We start from the raw sequence: 19,218 nt of genomic DNA on the forward strand, positions 1-19,218 counted from the left end.
GGGCAGGCGCCTACCTTGGCAGCTAATTCAACAAGTGACGAATAACTGGAGGAAGGTCATGCCGACCCGTCGCCCCGCCGGGGCCTTCACCTTGGTCGCCGCGGTGGCCGGTGCGCTGGTCGCCGTCGTACTCGGCTTTCTCACCTTCGGCGCACAGGCCACCGTCGCGCCCGACGGCCTCCCCGTCGCCGTGGCCGCGCCGCCGGGACCGCTCCAGGCGGCCGCGAACGGGATCGCGTCCCACGGCGGAGGGCAGGTCTCCTGGCGGGTGACCTCGCCCGGGGAAGGCCGGAAACTGCTGGAGGACAAGGAGGTCTACGGCGTCCTCGAACTCCCGTCGACGGTCGTGGTCTCCGGGGCGGTGAACCCGTCCGGCGCGCAGCTCGCGCAGCAGGTCCTGAGCGGCGCCGCGCAGGCGCTGGGTGGCACGCCGAAGGTCGAAACGCTGCATCCCGCGAGCGCGGCGGGCCGGATCGCACCGCTCGCGCTGAGCGCGCTGGCGTGGGTCGGCTGCCTGGCCGCCGGCGCCGTGCTGATCCTGGCCGGACGGCGGATCGGCCGGGACGCGGGATCCGCGGCGCGCTTCACGCAGATCGTTTCGGCGGGCGTCCTGGTCACCGGTGTCCTGGCCGGATTCCTGAAACTGTGGGACTCCGCGCTCCCGCTCGGCTGGGATGTCCTCGGCTTCCTTTTCCTGGCCTCGACCGGGTTCGCCGCCCTGCAGACCGGTCTACTGCGGCTGCTCGGCGTGCGGGCGATGGCGATCCTCGGCCCGCTGTACCTGGTCGCGCCCGCCGTCGCGGGCCAGGTGCCGGAGCTGCTGAACCCCGCCTACCGCGCGATCCTGTGGTCCTGGACGCCGTTCCGGTTCTCCGCGGAAGGACTCCGGAGCCTGCTGCAGGGCGTGCCCGGCGCGCCGGACGTCGCGACCGGGGCCTGGGTGCTCGCCGGGCTTCTCGCGGTGGGGCTGGTGCTCGCGCTGTGGCCGGGCCGGTCAGCCCTCGAGAAGACTGAAGCGGACGCGCCGGACCGGGTTGTCCAGGTTGGTGTCCACTAGACAGACCGACTGCCAGGTGCCCAGCGTCATCACGCCGCCGAGCACCGGGATCGTCGCGAACGGCGGCAGCAGCGCGGGCAGGACGTGGTCACGGCCGTGACCGGGACTGCCGTGCCGGTGCCGCCAGCGGCCGTCGCGGGGGAGCAGGTCGTCGAGCGCCGCGAGCAGGTCTTCGTCACTGCCCGCGCCGGTCTCGAGGATCGCCAGCCCGGACGTCGCGTGCGGGACGAAGACGTGCAGGATCCCGTCCTCGGCGTCCGCGTCGCGCAGGAAGGTCTCGGCGTCCTTGGTCAGGTCGTGCACCACGGCCACGCTGCCGGTGCGCACCTCGATCTCCGTGGAATACATGCCCGTCACGGTAGTGCCCCGAAGCGGGCCACGTAGTGCCAGACGCGTTTGAGGGCTTGCGGATCGAGGTGGCCGGCCTCGCCAGTGCGGTCCGCAAGTTCGACGAATTCGGGACCGCGGTACGCGAGGTGCCGTTCGAGTTCTTCGGTCGACAGGTGGAATCCCGGATGCCATTAGACCGGGCGGTCCAGCCGCAGCGCGGCCTTTTCGACGTCGGTGCCGCGGTGACTCGGGTCGTGGACATGCGCCTCGACGTAGTCGTCGAGAAGGTCCGTGTCGTCTCGCTCGGCCAGCGCGATCAGTGCCGAAACCCTGGTGCCGTAACCGAAATCCGCCGGACGTGGCACGCTGTCCGGATAGCAGAACGTCGTCCGCGCGGCGGTGTGCGCGGTCAGTCCGCCGTTGCTCGACCCGGTTTCGAACTGGCTGCGGCAGAAGCCGTCCTCGGCCATCGCCGCCAGAACCATGCATCCGTCCATAGTGGATCGATCGGGATGGAAGTGCAGGGTCACCGGCAGTCCGGCCTCGTGCCCGCCGCGAGCTTTCGCCGCGATGTAGGTGAGGGCCAGGGAATCCATCAATCGAGTATCAGGCGTGCCGCCGGGCGAGGGCGACCAAATATCGGACCGGCTCGTCGTTCGGGTTGACGTAGGCGCACTGCTGCGGAGTGCCGAGCTGCAGGCAGTCGCCCGCGTCGAGTTCGTGGTCGACATCGCCCTCGCGGAAGCGCAGATGCCCGTCGAGTACCCAGATCTGATGGTGGGTCAGCGTGTAGGTGTGGGCGGGGAAGGCGACTTCGGCGCCCGCGGGCAGCACGACCTCGACCAGTTCCAGCGGCCCGCCGAGCGACGGTGACACCGCTCGGCGCACATAGCCGGTGTCGGGGTCGGTCCAGGTCGGCTGATCGGCCGCGCGCGCGAGCCGCCGGTCGCCGTGTTCGGCGCGCGCGATCAGCTCGGACAACGTCATCCCGAGCGCGGCGGAAAGCCTGCTGAGCAGGACGGCCGTCGGCTGCGCCTCGCCCCGTTCGATCTTGCCGATCATCGCCCTGGACACGCCTGAGGACTCGGCGAGGGCGTTGGCCGAGAGGTTCTGGTCAAGCCTCGCGGACTGGAGCGTCGCGGCGAGCGACGCGGACAAGGGATCCGACATGCTGCTTACTATAGTGGCAGTCTCGGTTACTATGGTCGCCATGGTGATCAGGGAAGCGACGGAAGCCGACGCGACGGCGTGCGCGGAGATCTACGCGCCGTACGTCACCGACACGGCGATCTCGTTCGAGACCGAGCCGCCCAAGCCGGACGAGATGGCCGAGCGCATCGCCGAGGCGCAGCGATCGCACGCTTGGCTCGTGCTCGAAGACGACGAAGGCAGCGTCGCGGGCTACGCCTACGGTGGGCCCTTCAGCGGACGTCTTTCCTATCGCTGGTCTTGCGAAGTCAGTATCTATCTGGAGCTCGGCCGCCGGAGGACCGGTGGTGGCCGCGCGCTCTATCAGGCGTTGCTGGACAGGCTGGCGGCGCGCGGTTTCCGGAACTTCTGCGCGGGGATGGTGCTGCCGAACGACGCGAGCGCCGGGCTGCATCGCGCGCTGGGATTCGAGCCGGTGGGGACGTACCGGCGGATCGGGTACAAGCACGGGGCCTGGCGGGATGTCGCGTGGGTGCAGCTTTGCCTGCCGGAAGCGGACGGGGTGCCCGCCGAGCCTCGGTAAGGGGGCCCTTCAGCCCGGCCCTAGGACTCCAGGTAACGCAGCACAGCGAGAACCCGCCGGTTGTCCCCTTCGGACTGAGGCAGCGCCAGCTTCCCGAAGATGCTCGACACGTATTTCTCCACCGAGCCCGCCGAAAGGAACAGCGCTGCGGCGATCGCCGAGTTCGACCGCCCCTCCGCCATCAGGCCCAGCACCTCCCGCTCCCGTGGCGTGAGCCCGGCGAGTGCGTCCGTCTTCCTGGTGGCGGTGAAGAGCTGGCTGACCACTTCCGGGTCGAGCACTGTCTCCCCGTCGGCGACCCGTCGAAGCGCGTCGAGAAAGTCCGACACCTCGGCGACGCGGTCCTTCAGCAGGTAGCCGACGCCGCCAGCGCGGTCGGCCAGGAGTTCCGTCGCGTACTGCGTCTCGACGTACTGCGAGAACAGCAGGATCGCGCACCCCGGCAGTTCCGCGCGCAGCGTGATCGACGCACGCAGCCCTTCGTCGGTGTGCGTCGGCGGCATCCGGATGTCCACAATGGACACATCCGGCCGGTGCTCGCGCACCGCCGCGCACAGGCTGTCGCCGTCGGCGACGGCCGCGACGACCTTGTGCCCCCGAAGGTTCAGCAGTTCGACGAGCCCCGCCCGAAGGATGGCCGAATCCTCCGCGATCACGACGCGCACGCCGCCCCCCATGTCCTATTTCCGTAATGGTATTTCCGCGCTGATCACCGTAGGCCCTCCAGGAGGGCTGTCGATGTCGAGCCTGCCGTCCACCGTCGCGAGCCGCTCGGAGATCCCGGCGAGCCCTCCGCCGCGTTCCGGCCGGGCCCCGCCTTCGCCGCCGTCGCGCACCACGAGCCGCAAGGCGTCACCGACGATACCCACGTCGACATCGATCGCGGCGGAAGTGTGTTTGGCGGCATTGGTCAGGAGTTCGGCGACGGTGAAGTAGGCGATGGTCTCGATCGACGGCGACGGCCTGCTCGGCAGGTCCACGGTGATCCGCGCGTCGATGCCCGAGCCCGCGGCCAAAGTGGACAGTGCGATGTCGAGGCCGGCGTCGAGCGCGGCGGGGTGGATGCCGCGGGCGAGGTCACGCAGTTCGACCAGCGCCTGTTTCGCGTTGGCGTGCGCGGCGGTGACCAGGGCGGTGGCCTGGTCGACGTCGCCGCCGCCGGACAGTTCGTCCTTCGCGATGCCGAGCTTCATCGCCAGCGCCACCAGCTGGGCCTGCGCGCCGTCGTGCAGGTCGCGTTCGATCCGCCGCAGCCGCCGCGTCGCGTCGTCGACGGCGGTCGCCCGGCTGCGTTCGAGGTCGCGCACCCGTTTGGAGAGGTCCTCCGCGCCGAGGACTCCGCGCACCAGCAGGCGGTCGAACTCGGTCAGGCCGTGGACCACCCACGGCATCGCCAGCAGCACGGCCAGCCCGGTGAGGGCGAGCGGCAGGGTGAGGGGCCAGGCGTCGACATGGAGGTCGAACGTCGGCATCGCCTCCCCGTTCAGGGTGAACCAGAAGAGCGGGTACGTCAGCGTGCTCACGGCGTACACGAACAGGATCGCGACCAAGAAGAACTCGATCAACGACAGCGGCAGCCGGATCACCAGGTAGGCGATCGACCGCCAGCCGATCGGATCGCCGATCTTGCTCTTGATCCCGTTCCACAGACCCGGCCGCAGCTCGGGCCGGGTGGGTGGGGTGACCGTCGTCCCGAGCAGGGCACGCGCCAGGCCGATGTGCGCGATGCCGATCAGCCGCGCGCCCGCCACGACCCCGATGAGCACCGGCAGCCCGACGGTGAGCAGGCTCAGGCCGATCCCGAGGACCAGGCCGACGACGACGAGCGCGACGAACACCAGCGTCAGCGGCGCGCCGATGAGCACCCACGCCAGCTCCGCCCAGTACGCGCGGCTCAGCTGTGCGCCGAGGACACGCGGGACGAGGCGGGTGGTCACGGCTTCACCTTGCCGTGACCACCCGCCTCGTGCCCATCCAGGTTTCCCTAGTCTTCGCGGTGCTCTTCGTCCGCCTGCGCCCGCTGGGACGCTTCGCGCATCTCGATGACGTCCGTCAGCCAGTCGCCGGTCTCGCGGGCGATGTCCCGGATCGCGCCGGTGATGATCGTCGCGATGTTGCCGATGTGGGTGGCCGCCGACTCGGTGACCTCTTGGACCACGTCCTTGGTGCTTTCGAACTGACCGACCATGTCAGACACCTTAAGCCGCTCGGAGGGTCTTGTCGCTCTCCACGGTAGCGGGAGTGCGGGGTTCACCGTTCCAGGGCATGGCCAGTTTCACGATCTTCTTGGCCACCGAGAACAGCTGCTTGTGCAGGGGGCCGGTGTTGTACGGCAGGCCGTACTTCTCGCAGATCGCCCGCACCTCGCCCGCGATCTCCGGGTACCGGCGCGCCGGGATGTCCGGGAACAGGTGGTGCTCGATCTGGTGCGAGAGGTTCCCGGTCATGACGTGGAAGAGCTTGCCGCCGGTGATGTTCGCCGAGCCGAGGATCTGCCGCAGGTACCACTGGCCCCGCGACTCGTTCTCGGTCTCCTCCTCGGTGAAGCTCTCGACGTCGGCGGGGAAGTGCCCGCAGAAGATGATCGAGAACGCCCACAGGTTGCGGGTCAGGTTCGCGGTGGCGTTGCCGAGGAAGGTCAGCGGCGCGAGCGGACCGGTCAGCAGCGGGAAGAGCACGTAGTCCTTGCCGACCTGGCGACCGGCCTTCTTGAGCATCTTCAGGCCGACCTCCTTGTTGTCCGACCACTTGCGCTCGCCCTTGACGATGCGGTCGAACTCGAGGTCGTGCAGCATGACGCCCCACTGGAAGAACAGCGCGAGCAGCGTCGCGTACACCGGGTTGCCCAGGTAGTACGGATTCCACTTCTGCGCGGGGTCCATCCGCAGGACGCCGTAACCGATGTCGCGGTCCTTGTCGAGGATGTTCGTGTACGTGTGGTGCATGTAGTTGTGCGAGTGGCGCCAGTTCTCGGCGGGGGCGACGTTGTCCCACTCGAACTTCTGCGAGCTCAGCGCCGGGTCGCGCGTCCAGTCGTACTGGCCGTGCATGACGTTGTGGCCGATCTCCATGTTGTCGAGGATCTTCGCCACCGAAAGCGCGGTCACGCCGGCGATCCACGCGGGCGGGAAGAACCCGGCGAACAGCAGCCCGCGGCCCGCGACCTCGAGCGCGCGCTGGGTCTTGATGATGTTGTGGATGTAGTCGACGTCGACCTGGCCGAGGTCGGCGACGATCCGCTGCCGGATCTCGTCCACTTCGCGGCCGAACTCCTCGACCTGCGCCGGGGTCAGCTTGTCCTGCAAGCCCGTCATGACTGGCTCCTTTCTAAGCGTTGATCTCGACGTCCCCGACCGGGACGGAGATGCAGAGCTGGATCTCTTCGTTCTCTTCGCTGGAGGTTTCGCCGGTCTTGGCGTTGCGCACGCAGCCGGAGGTCTTGACCTGGGTGCAGGAGAAGCAGATGCCCATCCGGCAGCCGTGTTCCGGGCTCAGCCCGGCGTCTTCGGCCTGCTCCAGAAGCGGTTTCCCGGAGTTCTCGAACTCGCGGCCGCTGCGCGCGAACCGGACCTGTCCTTCGGCGTTCTCGGTGTCGAAGGTGAGTGCCGGCGGCGTGAACTCCTCGGTGTGCAGCTGTGCGCCGAGCCCGTCGGCCTCGAACGCCTCACGGACCGAATCCATCAGCGGCTTCGGACCGCACAGGAAGGTCTCGGCGTCGGGGTACCACGGCGCGGCGTCCGTGAGGTGTTCCTTCGAGAAGAACCCGTGCAGGTCGCCGCCGGTTTTCGCGTGAGTGAACGCGTGTACCACCCGCAGGGCGGGCAGGCGGCGGGCGAGGTCGGCGAGCTCGGGGCGGTAGAGCGCGTCTTCGGCGCTGTTGGAGTAGTGCAGGAAGACGAGGTCGCCGTCGTACTTCTCGTCCGCCAGCGTGCGCAGCATCGACAGGACGGGCGTGATCCCGCTCCCGCCGCTCACCAGGAGGATCCGCCGGGGCCTCGGCGACGGCAGGGTGAACTCACCGTCCGCAGTGGACAGTCCGAGGACCGAACCCGTGGTGATCGTGCGGTTCAGATGCCGCGAGACGAGGCCCTGCGGGTCGGCCTTGATGGTCAGTTCCAGTGCGCCGTCGTGCTCCGAACCGGCGGGTGAGTAGCAGCGGGTCCGGCGGACGCCGTCGATCTCGACGGTCACCCGCACGTACTGGCCGGCGACGTGTCCCCGCCAGGCCCGGCTCGGCCGGATGGTCAGCGTGACCGTGTCGGATGTCTGCCGCCGGACGCCGGTGACCAGGCCGCGGATCTCGCGGCGGACCAGCATCGGATCGACGAGTTCGAGGTAGCGGTCCATTCCGTGGGGCGTGAGCAGGGCCTCGGCCAGCGAGGCCAGCCGCCTGGCCCTGCGCGGTACCAGTGCCGTCATCACTTTCTCCCAATTTCAGTGAACGCTTGTACACTCAACAGTGAAGTGGCGATGGTCCCGCTTGTCAACGCGAGAGGACGGCGATGTGACGTGGGTGATAGCGCGGAGGCGATTACGCTGTCCGTCGTGACAACAGAGCCCGTTTCCCGGCAGGAGCGCAAACAGCGCACCCGGCAGGCGCTGCTGGACGCGGCGCTGGACCTGGTGGCGGAACGCGGGTTCTCCGGGCTGAGTCTGCGCGAGGTGGCGAAGCAGGCCGGGATCGTGCCGACGGCGTTCTACCGCCATTTCGCCTCGATGGACGAACTCGGGGTGGCGCTCGTCGAGGAGTCGATGCGCACGCTCCGCACGATGATCCGCTCGGCGCGCACGAGGCCCGCGGCCTACAACGACATGATCCGGACGTCCGTGCGCATCCTGCGCGAGCACGTGCGGGCGCACGAGGCTCACTTCCACTTCCTGACCAGGGAGCGCTACGGCGGCACCGGCCCGGTCCGGCAGGCGATCGGCTTCGAACTCAAGCTCTTCGTCAGCGAACTCGCCGTCGACCTCGCGCGGTTCGACAATCTCCGCGAATGGCTGACCGAGGATCTGCACCTGTTGGCCGACCTGATCGTGACGACCATGCTCACGACGGTGCTGGAGTTGCTCGAAACACCTTCGCGTGACGACGAGATCGTCCGCACGGCCGAACGGCGGCTGCGGTTGATCTTTCTGGGGGTCCCGAACTGGCGCAGCGTTCCGTGATCCGGGAAGCCGTTGCTCCGTAAGTCTGGCTGAAAGCCAGTGTGATCGAACCCGTGACTCACGTGATCAGAGGCCGCACTCGGTGTTCGGCCCCTGATCACGCGAGATCCGTCTCCGATCACGCGAGTTACGTCCCTGATCACGCGAGTGCGGCGCCCCGTCACGGCCGCCGTGGGGACCCCTTATGACATCGCGCACCTGGATCGATGGCTGGATCGATCGTGATGAGCGATGTCACGGAAAGATGCCGTCCGGATACGTTCAGCCAGGAAAGTTGTCGGTCGGACGTGGTAAACAGTGCGGGTTCGTGTGGTCCTCTCCAGCGAGGAGGTCGCCTGTGGCGGCAGAAAACGAGCAGCTCACGGTCGGTGTTGTCCGGGAAACCGGACAAGGCGAACGCCGCATCGCGCTGGTACCGAAACTCATCGAGCGCGTCTCCGGACGCGGACTGCGGGTGGTGGTCGAGCCCGGTGCGGGCGCCGGCGCGCTCCTCGCCGACGAGACCTTCGAGCAGGCGGGCGCGGTGATCGGCGATCCGTGGGATGCCGACATCGTGGTGAAGGTGGCGCCTCCGAGCGCGGCCGAAGTCGCGAAGCTCAAGCAGGGCACCATTCTCATCGGCTTCCTGAATCCACGGGGTGACCCCGAGGGGATCGCGGCACTCGAATCGGCGGGCGTCCGCGCCTTCGCCGTCGAGGCGATCCCGCGGATCTCCCGTGCGCAGGCGATGGACGCGTTGTCGTCACAAAGCAGTGTCGCGGGCTATCGCGCGGTCTTGCTGGCCGCGGAGAAACTCACGCGGTTCTTCCCGATGCTCACCACCGCGGCAGGGACGGTGCCACCGGCGAAGGTGCTCGTGCTCGGCGCGGGTGTCGCCGGGCTGCAGGCCTTGGCGACGGCAAAACGGCTCGGCGCGCAGACCACCGGGTACGACGTCCGGCCCGAGGTCGGCGAGCAGGTGAAGTCGCTCGGCGCGAAGTTCCTCGAACTAGGCATCGAGGCGGCCGGCGAAGGCGGGTACGCCCGTGAGCTGACCGATGAGGAAAAGGCCGAACAACAACGCAGGCTGACCGAGGCGATCACGAGGTTCGACGTCGTGATCACCACCGCGCTCGTCCCCGGCCGCAAGGCGCCGACCCTCGTCACCGCCGACGCGGTGAAGGGGATGCCCGCCGGTGGTGTCGTGGTCGACCTCGCCGGTGAGTCCGGCGGCAACTGCGAACTGACGAAACCGGGCGAGGAGGTCGTCGAGCACGACGTCACCATCTGCTCGCCGCTCAACCTCGCGGCGGAGATGCCCGCGCATTCCAGCGAGCTCTACGCGCGCAACGTCACCGAGTTGCTGGAACTGCTCGTCGACAAGGAGGGGAAGCTCGCGCTCGACTTCTCCGACGAGATCGTCGCCGGGGCCTGTGTGGCCGGGGCCGGCGTTTCCGGCGAAGAAGGAGGCGAGTGATGCTCGTAGGCAGCTTGGCGATCCTCGTACTCGCCGGATTCGTGGGGTTCACCGTCATTTCGAAGGTGCCCAACACTCTCCACACCCCGCTCATGTCGGGCACCAACGCCATCCACGGCATCGTCCTGCTCGGCGGGCTGATCGTGCTCGGCCTCGGGGTCGACGGCGTACTGAACAAGATCCTGCTGGTGATCGCGATCGCCTTCGGCACGATCAACGTGGTCGGCGGCTTCCTCGTCACCGACAGGATGCTCTCGATGTTCAAGGCGAAGAAGCCGGAAGACGGTGGTGACAAGTGACGACCTTCATCGCCGTCCTCTACATCATTTCCTTCGCACTGTTCATCTACGGCCTGATGGGCCTGACCGGTCCGCGCACCGCGGTCCGCGGCAACTGGATCGCCGCGGTCGGCATGGGCATCGCGGTGATCGCGACGCTGCTGACACCGGGCATGACCAACTGGCTGCTGATCGCCCTCGGCGTCGGTATCGGTGTGGCCGTCGGCGTGCCGTCCGCGCGCAAGGTGAAGATGACCGCGATGCCGCAGATGGTGGCGCTGTTCAACGGCGTCGGCGGCGGGGCGGTCGCGCTCATCGCGTGGGTCGAGTTCCGCACCACCGAGGGCTACGCGCACGAGCCGGCGTATGTCGCGATCGCGTCGCTGTTCGCCGCGGTCGTCGGTTCGGTGTCCTTCTGGGGCTCGAACATCGCGTTCGGGAAACTGCAGGAACTCATCTCCGGCCGTCCGATCACCCTGGGCAAGCTGCAGCAGCCGGTGAACGCGCTGGTTCTGGTCGCCGCGATCGTCTTCGCGGTCGTCATCGCCACCGGCGGCAGCGCCGAACTGCTGATGATCGGCCTGCTGGTCGCGGCGGGCGTGCTCGGCGTGGTGGTCGTGCTGCCGATCGGCGGCGCGGACATGCCGGTCGTGATCTCCCTGCTGAACGCGCTCACCGGCCTGTCGGCCGCGGCCATGGGGCTCGCGCTCGACAACACCGCGCTGATCGTGGCGGGCATGATCGTCGGCGCCTCGGGTTCGATCCTGACGAACCTGATGGCGAAGGCGATGAACCGGTCGATCCCGGCCATCGTCGCCGGCGGGTTCGGCGGCGGCACGACGGTCACGAGCGGCGGGTCCGGCGAGGTCCGGCCGGTCCGCAGCACCAGCGCGTCCGACACCGCGATCCAGATGGCGTACGCGAACAAGGTCGTGGTCGTCCCCGGTTACGGCATGGCCGTCGCGCAGGCGCAGCACGTGGTCCGCGAGATGGCGAAGCTGCTGGAGGCCAAGGGGATCACGGTCGCCTACGCCATCCATCCGGTGGCGGGCCGGATGCCGGGGCACATGAACGTGCTCCTCGCCGAGGCCGACGTCCCGTACGAGCAGCTCAAGGAAATGGACGAGATCAACTCCGAGTTCGCCCAGACCGACGTCGCGCTGGTGATCGGCGCGAACGACGTCACGAACCCGGCCGCGGAGACCGATCCGGGCTCGCCCATCTACGGGATGCCGATCCTCAAGGTGAACCACAGCCGGTCGGTGATCGTGCTCAAACGCTCGATGAGCTCGGGCTTCGCCGGCATCGACAACGAGCTCTTCTACGATGCGAAGACAAGCATGCTCTTCGGCGACGCCAAATCGTCGGTGGGCGAGATCGTGGAGGAACTCAAAGCACTGTGACCGGCCCCTCGGAAGTCGTCGCCGCGTTCGACGACCCGGCCGACAACCTCGCGTTCGACGAAGCCCTCCTGCGAGCCGCACCGGAGGCGCCGGTCCTGTGGATCTGGCGCAACACCGACAGTGTGGTCGTGGGGCGAGGGCAGAAGATCGAACGCGAGGTCAAGGCGGATGTCTGTGCGAGTGACGGGGTTCCGGTGCTGCGCCGGGCCAGCGGCGGCGGCACGGTGTTCCACGATCCCGGCAATCTCAACATCACCCTTGTCCTGCCGGGACTCGGCTTGTCCGGCGAAGCCGTCAAACCGCTCGAAGCGCTCGGAGAACTGATGACGGCGACGGTGACCGAGCTCGGGCTGCCGTCGCGGCTCGGTGATCGGGGACTGTTCGTCGGTGACTCGAAGCTGTGCGGTTTCGCCGTGTTCCGGACGAGAACGGGCTTGCTCGCGCACTCCACCCTGCTCGTTTCGACCGCGGCCGAACGGGTCGGCCGGTACCTCACTTCGGCACCCGCGGATCCCCGTCCGCTCGACTCCCACCGGAGCCAGGTCGCGTCGCTCGCCGAGCACGGCCTGCGTAAAGGTGTTGCCGAAGTCACGGCCGCGGTCCGCCTCGCGGCGGCCGCGCAACTGGGTGAACTCACCACCCGGAAGCCGTCGGCGCAGGAGCGGGAGTGGCACGGCTCGCTCCGGCACACGAGGTACCACTATCCGGAATGGCATTCCGAAGGCGCTCAGCGTAAATGAGGTGAAACGAAAAAGGCCCTTTCGCGAAAATCGCGAAAGGGCCTTTTCGATGAACTACTTTTCGGTGGCCGAGAAAGTGACGGCGGGCACCTTGCGGGAGCCGCGCGTGGTCTTCTTCGGCTCGGCCGCCTTCTTCACCGGCGCCTTGGCGACGGTCTTCGGCGCTGCCTTGGCGGCGGTCGCCTTCGCGGCCGCGGCCTTCGGGGCGGCTTTCGCGGCCGTCGTCTTGGCGGTGGTCTTCGGGGCTGCCTTGGCCGGGGTCTTCGCCGCGGCGGCGGCCTTCGCGCGACCGGCCGGAGCCTTGGCCGCGGTGGTCTTCACAGCCGCGCCACGGGTCGACTTCGCCTTGGCCGCGGTGGCTTTCGCCGTGGTCTTGGCGGGAGCCTTGGCTTCCACCTTGGGGGCGGCGGCCTTCTTGGCGGCGGCGGGCTTGCGGCCGGCGACACCCTTCGCGGCGGGCTTGCGGCCCGGCTTCGCGGCCGTCTTCGCCTCGGCCTTCGCGGCGGTGGCAGCGGTCTTCGGGGTCGACTTCGACACCCGCGCGCCCTTGGGGCGCTGCACGACCCGCGGCCGCAGTTTGCGTCCACCGATCCGGCGGCCGTTCTCCACATAGGCACTCAGGATTTCCCGGAGTGCGCCGGCGTTGTCGGCCGAAAGGTCGATGTCGTAAGCGATTCCGTCCAAACCGAAAGCGACCGTTTCTTCGGCCGCCTCGCCGGTCAGATCGTCCAGCAAATGCACAGCAGTGTTCCTGGCCATGAAAAAACCTCCCGCGCTCGATCGTTCTACTGCGTAACCGGCACGGTGAACACCTGAACCCGCGGCTGATGACTCACGCAGCGACACGAGGATAGCGGCAGGTTGCGCGAAGCTGCGCGGTGGTGTGCGCTGAATGCATGTCAGCACAGACTTTTGACGTGATCGTGATCGGAGGCGGCCCGGTCGGCGAGGTCGCCGCCGAACGGGCCGCCCGCGGCGGTCTTCAGGTCGCCCTCGTCGAACACGAACGTTTCGGCGGCGAATGTTCTTACTGGGCCTGCATTCCGAGCAAGGCACTGCTTCGGCCGGGTAACCTCCTCGCCGCCGCCAAACGGGTCCCCGGCGTCCCGGTGGGCGACGCGGTCGACCCCGCCCAGGTGTTCGCGCGCCGGGACTGGTTCACCGGCAAGGGAGATGACACTGGACAGGTGAAGTGGGCCGAAGGGGTCGGGATCGCCCCGATCCGCGGGCACGGCCGGATCACCGGTGAGCGGGAGGTCACGGTCGACGGCGGTGACGTGCTCACCGCGCGGCACGCCGTGATCGTCGCCACCGGCAGTGTCCCTCGGACGCCGTCGATCCCCGGGCTCGACACCATTTCCCCCTGGGGTTCGCGAGAGGCGACCTCGGCGGAAGCGGTCCCGCGCCGCCTCGGCGTCCTGGGCGGCGGTGTCGTCGGCGTCGAAATGGCGCAGGCCTTCGCGACTCTCGGCGCCGAAGTCCACTTGATCATCTCGGGGGCGCGTCCGTTGCCCCGGCTGCCGGACTTCGCGGGCGACGCCGTCATCGCGGGACTCCGCGAAGCCGGGGTGACCGTGCACACCGGCTCCGGTCTCGACTCCGTGTCCGCTGTGGACGGTGGTAAGGAATTGGCCTTGAAGGGTGGCGACCGGTTGCTCGTCGACGAACTGCTCGTCGCCACCGGCCGCCGCCCGGCGACCGACGGGCTCGGCGTCGAGACGCTGGGGCTCGAAGCGGGCGCGCCGCTCACGACGGACGACAACGGCCGTGTGTCCGCTGTGGACGGTGACTGGCTGTTCGCCGTCGGGGACGTCACCGGCCGGGCACCGCTGACCCACCAGGGCAAGTACGCCGCCCGGGCCGCGGGGGACTCGGTGGCCGCACAGGCCGCGGGCAAGCCTGTCGACTCCGCCGCGTGGAGCGCGCACAGCGCCACGGCCGACCATCACGCCATCCCGCAGGTCGTTTTCACCGACCCGGAGGTCGCTTCGGTCGGGCTCGCCGGACCCGAGGAGGGCAAGCCGCACCGCGTCGTCGACATCGACATCGCGGTCGCCGGTTCGTCGCTGCACGCCGACGGTTACGCGGGCAAGGCGCGGATCGTCGTCGACACCGAACGCGGTGTCCTCGTCGGCGCGACCTTCGTCGGGCAGGACGTGTCCGAACTGCTGCACTCGGCGACGATCGCGATCGTGGGCGAGGTCCCGCTGTCACGACTGTGGCACGCCGTCCCGTCGTTCCCGACGATCAGCGAGGTGTGGCTGCGACTGCTGGAGGCGTACGGCCTTTAGCCGTTGACCGGGAGTTCGAGGGCGGCCTTCGCACCCCGGACCAGGCCGGGATCGTCCGGAGTGGACGGTCCCGGCACCCACACCACCTGGACCAGCCGGACCGAATTCCCGTCCAGGTGGCTTTGGTAGGCGGCGCTCTCGAACACCGGGACGTCGCCCTGCCACTGATTGGTCTCGGTGGCGACGTCGAGGATGCCGCCACCGCCGGGAGTGTCGGCGGCGGCCTTGAACGCGGTGGCCTGTTCGGCGTTCGGGAAATCGACGACGGCGATCGTGACCGCGGCGGCCCGGCCGTCGATGGAACTGGCGAAGCTGGCCCGTTTCACCGCGGAGCAACTCGTCCGCTGAAGGCTCGACTGGACGTCGCCATACGCGTGCGACGCGCATTTCTGGTCGGCGGCCGACGCCCGCGAGGTGAATTGGATGTTCTCCACCGCGCTGCTGCTCGGCGGTGGGGGACTGGTCTCCGCGGTCGGCGGCGGGGGAGCCTGCGTGGCCGCGGTGTCGTCACCGCCGGAAGCCACGCTGATCGCCGCGACCAGCAGCACGATGAGCAGGCCGATCGCGGCGACCGGGAGCCATTTCACCGTCTTGGACTGATGCGGCTTGGACTGACGCGGCGCCTTCGGGGCCGGCTCGGCGGGAGCCGGAGCGGGGGCCGCGGCGGGAGCGGCCGCCGCCGGCGGCGTGGCCTGCCGGACCGGCGGAGCGGAATTCGCGGCGACGGCCTGCCGAGCGGGCTGAACCGGCGGGGCGGGCCGAACGGGCGGAGCGGCCTGTGTGGGCTGAGCGGCTTTGACCGGGCGGACGGCCGGTTTCGCCGGTCTTTTCCCCTTCCCCGGATGCTGCACCGGGACCGTCGGGGCGATCGCGACGAGCGGGTTCTCCCGGATCACGGTCGGCTCGTCGTCGGAATAGGCGCTGAACCCTTCCCCGAGCAACATCTCTTCGGGCATCGGCGGCGCGTCCGGGGCGAGCGCGGCGATCAGTTCCCGCGCCTGCTGGACCGAGCGGGGCCGGGCCGCGGTGGCCAGCGAGACCGTCGCGGCGAGCATCGTCGTCGCCGTCGGGTAGAGGACACGGACCGAGCCGGCGAGGTCCGCGGCGGGCTGATCGACCGTCTCCACATAGGGGCCGACGGCGATGATCGTGCCGATCGGCCCGGCGCCGGGGGCGACGTCCGCGATCTTGTGCGTGCACGCGGCGGACAGCGAGAGCGCGTCGGTGGCCGGGTTGATCGAGGTGTCCCCGTGGACCAGCGGCCAGCCGTCGGCCTTCCACGGCCCGCCGAGCGGGGCTTCGAGTTTCAGCGCCGGGTCGGGCAGGTCGACGCCGATGACGATCAGGACGCCCTTCGGCATGACGACGACGGCCTCGACGGGCCTTCCTTCGACCGGGCTGGCGCCGACCAGGGCGATCCCGCCCACGACGTTGCTGCCCCGGCCGAGTGAGGCCAGCGCGGCGCGGACGTCCTCGGCCACCCGGGACGGCTGTTGAGCGAGGCGAACGAGTCGCACCGAACCCTCCCCATCTCGTCGGTCTCGATGCACAAAGTAGCGCCTCCATCCGGACTAACGGGAAGACACGGCGCAGGCAGGTGCGGTGATGTTGCTCCGAGAAGTTGTCATCGACGTGAGCGCCGTCACCCGTCCGGGTATTACTCGTTGGTAGGTGGCAGCTCCTTTGTCCCCTGTCACCAGGAGAAACGTCATGGCCGTATCTCGCCCCTGGCGTCGACGCGCCGCACTCGTCGTCGCCCTGCTCGCCGTCCCGGCCGCGGGGATGGTCCCCGCGCAGGCCGCGGGACCGCTCGCACCCGTCGCCCCCGGACTCTCCCGTCTGCTCTCGGCCGTCACCGGCGCCACGGGGGTGACCGCGCTCGTGCACGCCGACGACGTCGCCACCGCCGAACGCGCCGCCCGCGGAGCCGGGCTGACGAAGATCACCTCGTTCGGCAAGATCGGTGTCGTCGCCGTCCGCGGGACCGCCGACCAGGTGCGCGCGGTCCGCGAGGCCGCCGGAGTCACCTACGTCGAAGGCAACGAGAAGCTCAAGGCACACGGCAGTGCCGGAACCACGGCGACCCGGAGCCTGCAGACGCAGACTCAGCTCAAGGACTCCGGCGGCACTCCGGTGGACGGCCGGGGCGTCTCCGTCGCGATCATCGACACCGGCGTCGACCCGACGCATCCGGCGTTCAAGGGCGCCGACGGCAAGACACGGGTGGTGCGCAGTCTCAAGAGCCTCTGCCTCGACGGCACGGTGACCGACTGCATCGTCGACCTCCCGACCGTCGTCGACACCGACACGCTGTCCCTCGGCGGCCACGGCACGCACGTCACCGGCATCGCCGCCGGGAACCAGCTGACGCTGCCGGACGGCACTAAGGTCGGCGGTTCGGCGCCGGGCTCGAAGATCGTCTCCGTCTCGACAGGGGCGGCGCTGCTCGTGCTCGGCACGGACGCGGCGCTGAACTGGGTGCTGGAGAACCACAAGGCGCCCTGCGGCGCGGGTGTCGCGGCGTCGGTGTGCCCGCCGATCAAGGTGACCAACAACTCCTACGGTCCCAGCGGAGGCGGCGGCTTCGACCCGAACTCGGCGACGGTGAAGCTGCAGCGCGCGCTCGCCGCGGAAGGCGTCGTCACGGTGTGGGCGAACGGGAACGACGGCGGCGACGGTTCGGCGAACCTCTCCAATCCGCCGGGGCAGGACCAGACGCCGGGTGTGCTCTCGGTGGCGTCGTCCAACGACCTGGGGACCGGCACCCGCGACGGCACGGTCTCCGACTTCTCCTCGCGCGGCCTCAAGACCGACCAGGCGACCTGGCCCGACGTTTCCGCGCCGGGGGAGAACATCCTCTCTTCCTGCCGTCCCACCCAGCCGATCTGCACGCAGGGCCTGCAACCCAAGAACGGTCCGGGACTGCTGGACCTCGCCACCTACAACGTGATCAGCGGGACCTCGATGGCGGCGCCGCAGATCACCGGGATCGTCGCGCAGCTGTTCCAGGTGGCGCCGAACGCGAGCCCGGGTGACATCGAGGCCGCGATCAAGGGCACGGCGTACAAGTTCACGAACGGCTCGCCGTACGTGGCGGCCGGGCCGTACACGTCGAGCTTCGACAAGGGCGCCGGCCTGGTGGACACTTTCGCCGCCGCCAAGTCCCTCGGCGCCCAGGGCTGAGCCGGGTACGGAAGGCGTGACTCGCGTGATTACACACGTGACTCGCGTGATCAGACGGCGAACTCACGTGATCAGACACGTGACGCGTCTGATCACGCGAGTTCCGTTCCTGATCACGCGAGTCACGTGTCTGATCACGCGAGTGCGGTGTCCTGTCACCCAGGTCACCCCCTCGCTCCGCCGGGCGGCACAATTGCCGTCCCCGGGTTAACCCGCGTCACGGGATCTTTTTCCCTGCCCTGCCGAAAGAAGGGGGCCTTCGCAGGAGTTCCGCGTCCCAATCAGGTGCGACTTGTGGTGTTCATGTGGCCAAACAGCACAGTTGGGGTGCACAATGTGCTCACGCGTACCGGGAGGCGGCACGAGCCACCTGACCAGCGCAGCTCGCGAGGTCGTAGGGGAAGACGCCCCTCGTCGAGTAGCGGAGGTCAGCAGTGAGCACCCGTGGCAACACCCGTGGCGTGGTGTACGTCCACTCGTCGCCGTCTGCGGTGTGTCCGCACGTCGAGTGGGCTATTTCGGGCACCCTTGGTGCCCGAGTCGAGTTGAAGTGGACGGCGCAGCCCGCCAGTCCAGGACAGCTCCGCGCCGAATGTGGTTGGCGTGCGCCTTCGGGCACCGGCGGAAAGCTGGCGTCCGCGCTCAAGGCGTGGCCGATGATCAGGTTCGAAGTCACCGAAGAGCCCAGTGCGGGGGTCGACGGTGAGAGGTTCTGCTTCGCGCCGGGCCTCGGCCTGTGGCACGGCAGGACCAGTGCCAACGGCGACATCGTCGTGGGCGAGGACCAGTTGCGAGCACTCGTGAGCAAGGTTCGCGCCGGCGAATCCTTGGCGCACAAGCTCGACGAGCTCCTCGCCGCCAATTGGGACGAAGCGCTCGAGCCGTACCGGCACGCCGGCGACGGCGCCCCGGTCACCTGGCTGCACCAGGTCGGGTAGACGGGGTGAAGACGGAAGAGGCGGGCGGCTAACCTTTCAGGGTGACCGCCCAGCCTCGCCCCCTCTCCCGCCAGCGGTGGCTGATCCCCGTCATCGTGGTCGTGATCTCGCTGACCGTCGGTGTCGGGCTGCTGGCACGCGATCTCTATCTCCGCCCGGAGGCCGCCCCCACTGAACCGCTCGTCAGCGAGTTGCCGACGTCGGTCGCCCCGGAGGCGCAGCCGGGCCCGCGTGCCGTCGAGGTGACTCCCGACGTCTTCGCGCATCCGCAGTACCAGAGCGTCCGGCAGGTACTGCAGGGGTATTTCGACTCCATCAACGATCGCGACTATCCGAAGTGGACTTCGGTGGTCAGCCGCGAACGGGCCAAGACCAAGACCTCGTCGGAGTGGAAGAAGGACTATCAGTCCACTCGGGACGGCACCATCCTCGTCTACCGCATCGAGCCGGGCGCGCCGAGCACGCTCCGGGTACTGGTCGCCTTCACCAGTACGCAGGAGGTCGACGACGCGCCGGTGTACTTGCCGGAGGGATGCATCCGCTGGCGGCTGGTGCTGCCGCTGCGGCTGGAGAACGGGTCATGGCGCGTCGACACCACCGACGGCGGCACGAACCCCGAGCACGAAAGATGCTGAAGTAAGGGA

The 19,218-nt window shown here is 68.9% G+C and carries 21 protein-coding genes; 11 read left to right on the forward strand and 10 right to left on the reverse strand.

Annotated features, from left to right (window positions below; all coding sequences use genetic code 11):
- Positions 1 to 58: 58 nt before the first annotated feature.
- Positions 59 to 1,057, forward strand: a complete 999-nt coding sequence (locus ACZ6YV_RS27685; protein WP_465512387.1) for a YhgE/Pip domain-containing protein — start codon at positions 59 to 61, stop codon at positions 1,055 to 1,057.
- Here ACZ6YV_RS27685 and ACZ6YV_RS27690 read toward each other — a convergent pair.
- The 3 genes from ACZ6YV_RS27690 to ACZ6YV_RS27700 all read right to left on the reverse strand — a co-directional run bounded on the left by ACZ6YV_RS27690 (position 995) and on the right by ACZ6YV_RS27700 (position 2,557).
- On the reverse strand, positions 995 to 1,405 hold the full coding sequence (locus ACZ6YV_RS27690) for a YjbQ family protein (protein ID WP_378248073.1): 411 nt from the start codon (positions 1,403 to 1,405) through the stop codon (positions 995 to 997). The genes ACZ6YV_RS27685 and ACZ6YV_RS27690 overlap by 63 nt on opposite strands.
- 173 nt (positions 1,406 to 1,578) lie before the next feature.
- The gene (locus ACZ6YV_RS27695; protein WP_465512388.1) at positions 1,579 to 1,983 is read right to left on the reverse strand and encodes a DUF3626 domain-containing protein; all 405 of its coding nucleotides are present in this window, start codon (positions 1,981 to 1,983) and stop codon (positions 1,579 to 1,581) included.
- Positions 1,984 to 1,993: 10 nt separating this feature from the next.
- The gene (locus ACZ6YV_RS27700; RefSeq protein ID WP_465512389.1) at positions 1,994 to 2,557 is read right to left on the reverse strand and encodes a helix-turn-helix domain-containing protein; all 564 of its coding nucleotides are present in this window, start codon (positions 2,555 to 2,557) and stop codon (positions 1,994 to 1,996) included.
- Between the two features lie 31 nt (positions 2,558 to 2,588).
- On the opposite strand from ACZ6YV_RS27700, the gene ACZ6YV_RS27705 reads away from it, so the two are divergent.
- The gene (locus ACZ6YV_RS27705) at positions 2,589 to 3,119 is read left to right on the forward strand and encodes a GNAT family N-acetyltransferase (protein ID WP_465512390.1); all 531 of its coding nucleotides are present in this window, start codon (positions 2,589 to 2,591) and stop codon (positions 3,117 to 3,119) included.
- Between the two features lie 20 nt (positions 3,120 to 3,139).
- Here the strand turns inward: ACZ6YV_RS27705 and ACZ6YV_RS27710 are convergent, their stop codons facing one another.
- The 5 genes from ACZ6YV_RS27710 to ACZ6YV_RS27730 are packed head-to-tail and all read right to left on the reverse strand — an operon-like array spanning position 3,140 to position 7,538.
- A complete protein-coding gene (locus tag ACZ6YV_RS27710) occupies positions 3,140 to 3,784 on the reverse strand; it encodes a response regulator transcription factor (RefSeq protein ID WP_465512391.1) in 645 nt (214 codons plus the stop codon).
- Between the two features lie 15 nt (positions 3,785 to 3,799).
- A complete protein-coding gene (locus tag ACZ6YV_RS27715; RefSeq protein ID WP_465512392.1) occupies positions 3,800 to 5,056 on the reverse strand; it encodes a sensor histidine kinase in 1,257 nt (418 codons plus the stop codon).
- Positions 5,057 to 5,103: 47 nt separating this feature from the next.
- Entirely contained in the window at positions 5,104 to 5,307 is a 204-nt protein-coding gene (locus ACZ6YV_RS27720; RefSeq protein WP_101609572.1) for a hypothetical protein, read from the reverse strand.
- A 10-nt stretch (positions 5,308 to 5,317) separates the two neighbouring features.
- Positions 5,318 to 6,433 carry a fatty acid desaturase family protein gene (locus ACZ6YV_RS27725; RefSeq protein WP_378248081.1) on the reverse strand — a complete coding sequence of 372 codons (1,116 nt, stop codon included), beginning with the start codon at positions 6,431 to 6,433 and terminating at the stop codon, positions 5,318 to 5,320.
- A gap of 13 nt (positions 6,434 to 6,446) precedes the next feature.
- Complete coding sequence (locus ACZ6YV_RS27730; protein ID WP_465512393.1) at positions 6,447 to 7,538, reverse strand: ferredoxin reductase; 1,092 nt, start codon at positions 7,536 to 7,538, stop codon at positions 6,447 to 6,449.
- 90 nt (positions 7,539 to 7,628) lie between these two features.
- Here ACZ6YV_RS27730 and ACZ6YV_RS27735 point away from each other — a divergent pair, with 90 nt between their 5' ends.
- From ACZ6YV_RS27735 to ACZ6YV_RS27755, 5 genes are all read left to right on the forward strand, one after another.
- Positions 7,629 to 8,285 (forward strand): TetR family transcriptional regulator, encoded by a 657-nt coding sequence (locus tag ACZ6YV_RS27735; protein ID WP_465512394.1) that lies wholly within the window; start codon positions 7,629 to 7,631, stop codon positions 8,283 to 8,285.
- Between the two features lie 337 nt (positions 8,286 to 8,622).
- Positions 8,623 to 9,741, forward strand: coding sequence for a Re/Si-specific NAD(P)(+) transhydrogenase subunit alpha (locus tag ACZ6YV_RS27740; protein ID WP_465512395.1), 1,119 nt, complete (start codon positions 8,623 to 8,625; stop codon positions 9,739 to 9,741).
- On the forward strand, positions 9,741 to 10,040 hold the full coding sequence (locus ACZ6YV_RS27745; RefSeq protein WP_007032801.1) for an NAD(P) transhydrogenase subunit alpha part 2: 300 nt from the start codon (positions 9,741 to 9,743) through the stop codon (positions 10,038 to 10,040). Before ACZ6YV_RS27740 ends, ACZ6YV_RS27745 begins: the two co-directional genes overlap by 1 nt.
- Positions 10,037 to 11,422 (forward strand): NAD(P)(+) transhydrogenase (Re/Si-specific) subunit beta, encoded by a 1,386-nt coding sequence (locus ACZ6YV_RS27750; protein ID WP_465512396.1) that lies wholly within the window; start codon positions 10,037 to 10,039, stop codon positions 11,420 to 11,422. The genes ACZ6YV_RS27745 and ACZ6YV_RS27750 overlap by 4 nt, the downstream gene beginning before the upstream one ends.
- Positions 11,419 to 12,162 (forward strand): lipoate--protein ligase family protein, encoded by a 744-nt coding sequence (locus ACZ6YV_RS27755; RefSeq protein WP_465512397.1) that lies wholly within the window; start codon positions 11,419 to 11,421, stop codon positions 12,160 to 12,162. The genes ACZ6YV_RS27750 and ACZ6YV_RS27755 overlap by 4 nt, the downstream gene beginning before the upstream one ends.
- Positions 12,163 to 12,216: 54 nt before the next feature.
- Here ACZ6YV_RS27755 and ACZ6YV_RS27760 read toward each other — a convergent pair whose 3' ends face one another.
- On the reverse strand, positions 12,217 to 12,921 hold the full coding sequence (locus tag ACZ6YV_RS27760; protein ID WP_465512398.1) for an Lsr2 dimerization domain-containing protein: 705 nt from the start codon (positions 12,919 to 12,921) through the stop codon (positions 12,217 to 12,219).
- A 158-nt stretch (positions 12,922 to 13,079) separates the two neighbouring features.
- Here ACZ6YV_RS27760 and ACZ6YV_RS27765 point away from each other — a divergent pair, with 158 nt between their 5' ends.
- The gene (locus tag ACZ6YV_RS27765; protein ID WP_465512399.1) at positions 13,080 to 14,453 is read left to right on the forward strand and encodes a dihydrolipoyl dehydrogenase family protein; all 1,374 of its coding nucleotides are present in this window, start codon (positions 13,080 to 13,082) and stop codon (positions 14,451 to 14,453) included.
- Here ACZ6YV_RS27765 and ACZ6YV_RS27770 read toward each other — a convergent pair.
- On the reverse strand, positions 14,450 to 15,970 hold the full coding sequence (locus ACZ6YV_RS27770) for a hypothetical protein (protein WP_465512400.1): 1,521 nt from the start codon (positions 15,968 to 15,970) through the stop codon (positions 14,450 to 14,452). The genes ACZ6YV_RS27765 and ACZ6YV_RS27770 overlap by 4 nt on opposite strands.
- 193 nt (positions 15,971 to 16,163) lie before the next feature.
- On the opposite strand from ACZ6YV_RS27770, the gene ACZ6YV_RS27775 reads away from it, so the two are divergent.
- The 3 genes from ACZ6YV_RS27775 to ACZ6YV_RS27785 all read left to right on the forward strand — a co-directional run bounded on the left by ACZ6YV_RS27775 (position 16,164) and on the right by ACZ6YV_RS27785 (position 19,209).
- Positions 16,164 to 17,636, forward strand: coding sequence for a S8 family serine peptidase (locus tag ACZ6YV_RS27775; RefSeq protein ID WP_465512401.1), 1,473 nt, complete (start codon positions 16,164 to 16,166; stop codon positions 17,634 to 17,636).
- Positions 17,637 to 18,070: 434 nt separating this feature from the next.
- Positions 18,071 to 18,574: a DUF3145 domain-containing protein gene (locus ACZ6YV_RS27780; RefSeq protein WP_005154552.1), complete on the forward strand. Its 504-nt coding sequence runs from the start codon at positions 18,071 to 18,073 to the stop codon at positions 18,572 to 18,574.
- Between the two features lie 41 nt (positions 18,575 to 18,615).
- Positions 18,616 to 19,209 (forward strand): hypothetical protein, encoded by a 594-nt coding sequence (locus tag ACZ6YV_RS27785; protein WP_465512402.1) that lies wholly within the window; start codon positions 18,616 to 18,618, stop codon positions 19,207 to 19,209.
- Positions 19,210 to 19,218 lie beyond the last annotated feature (9 nt).

This window comes from Amycolatopsis sp. NPDC102522 (assembly GCF_055584485.1).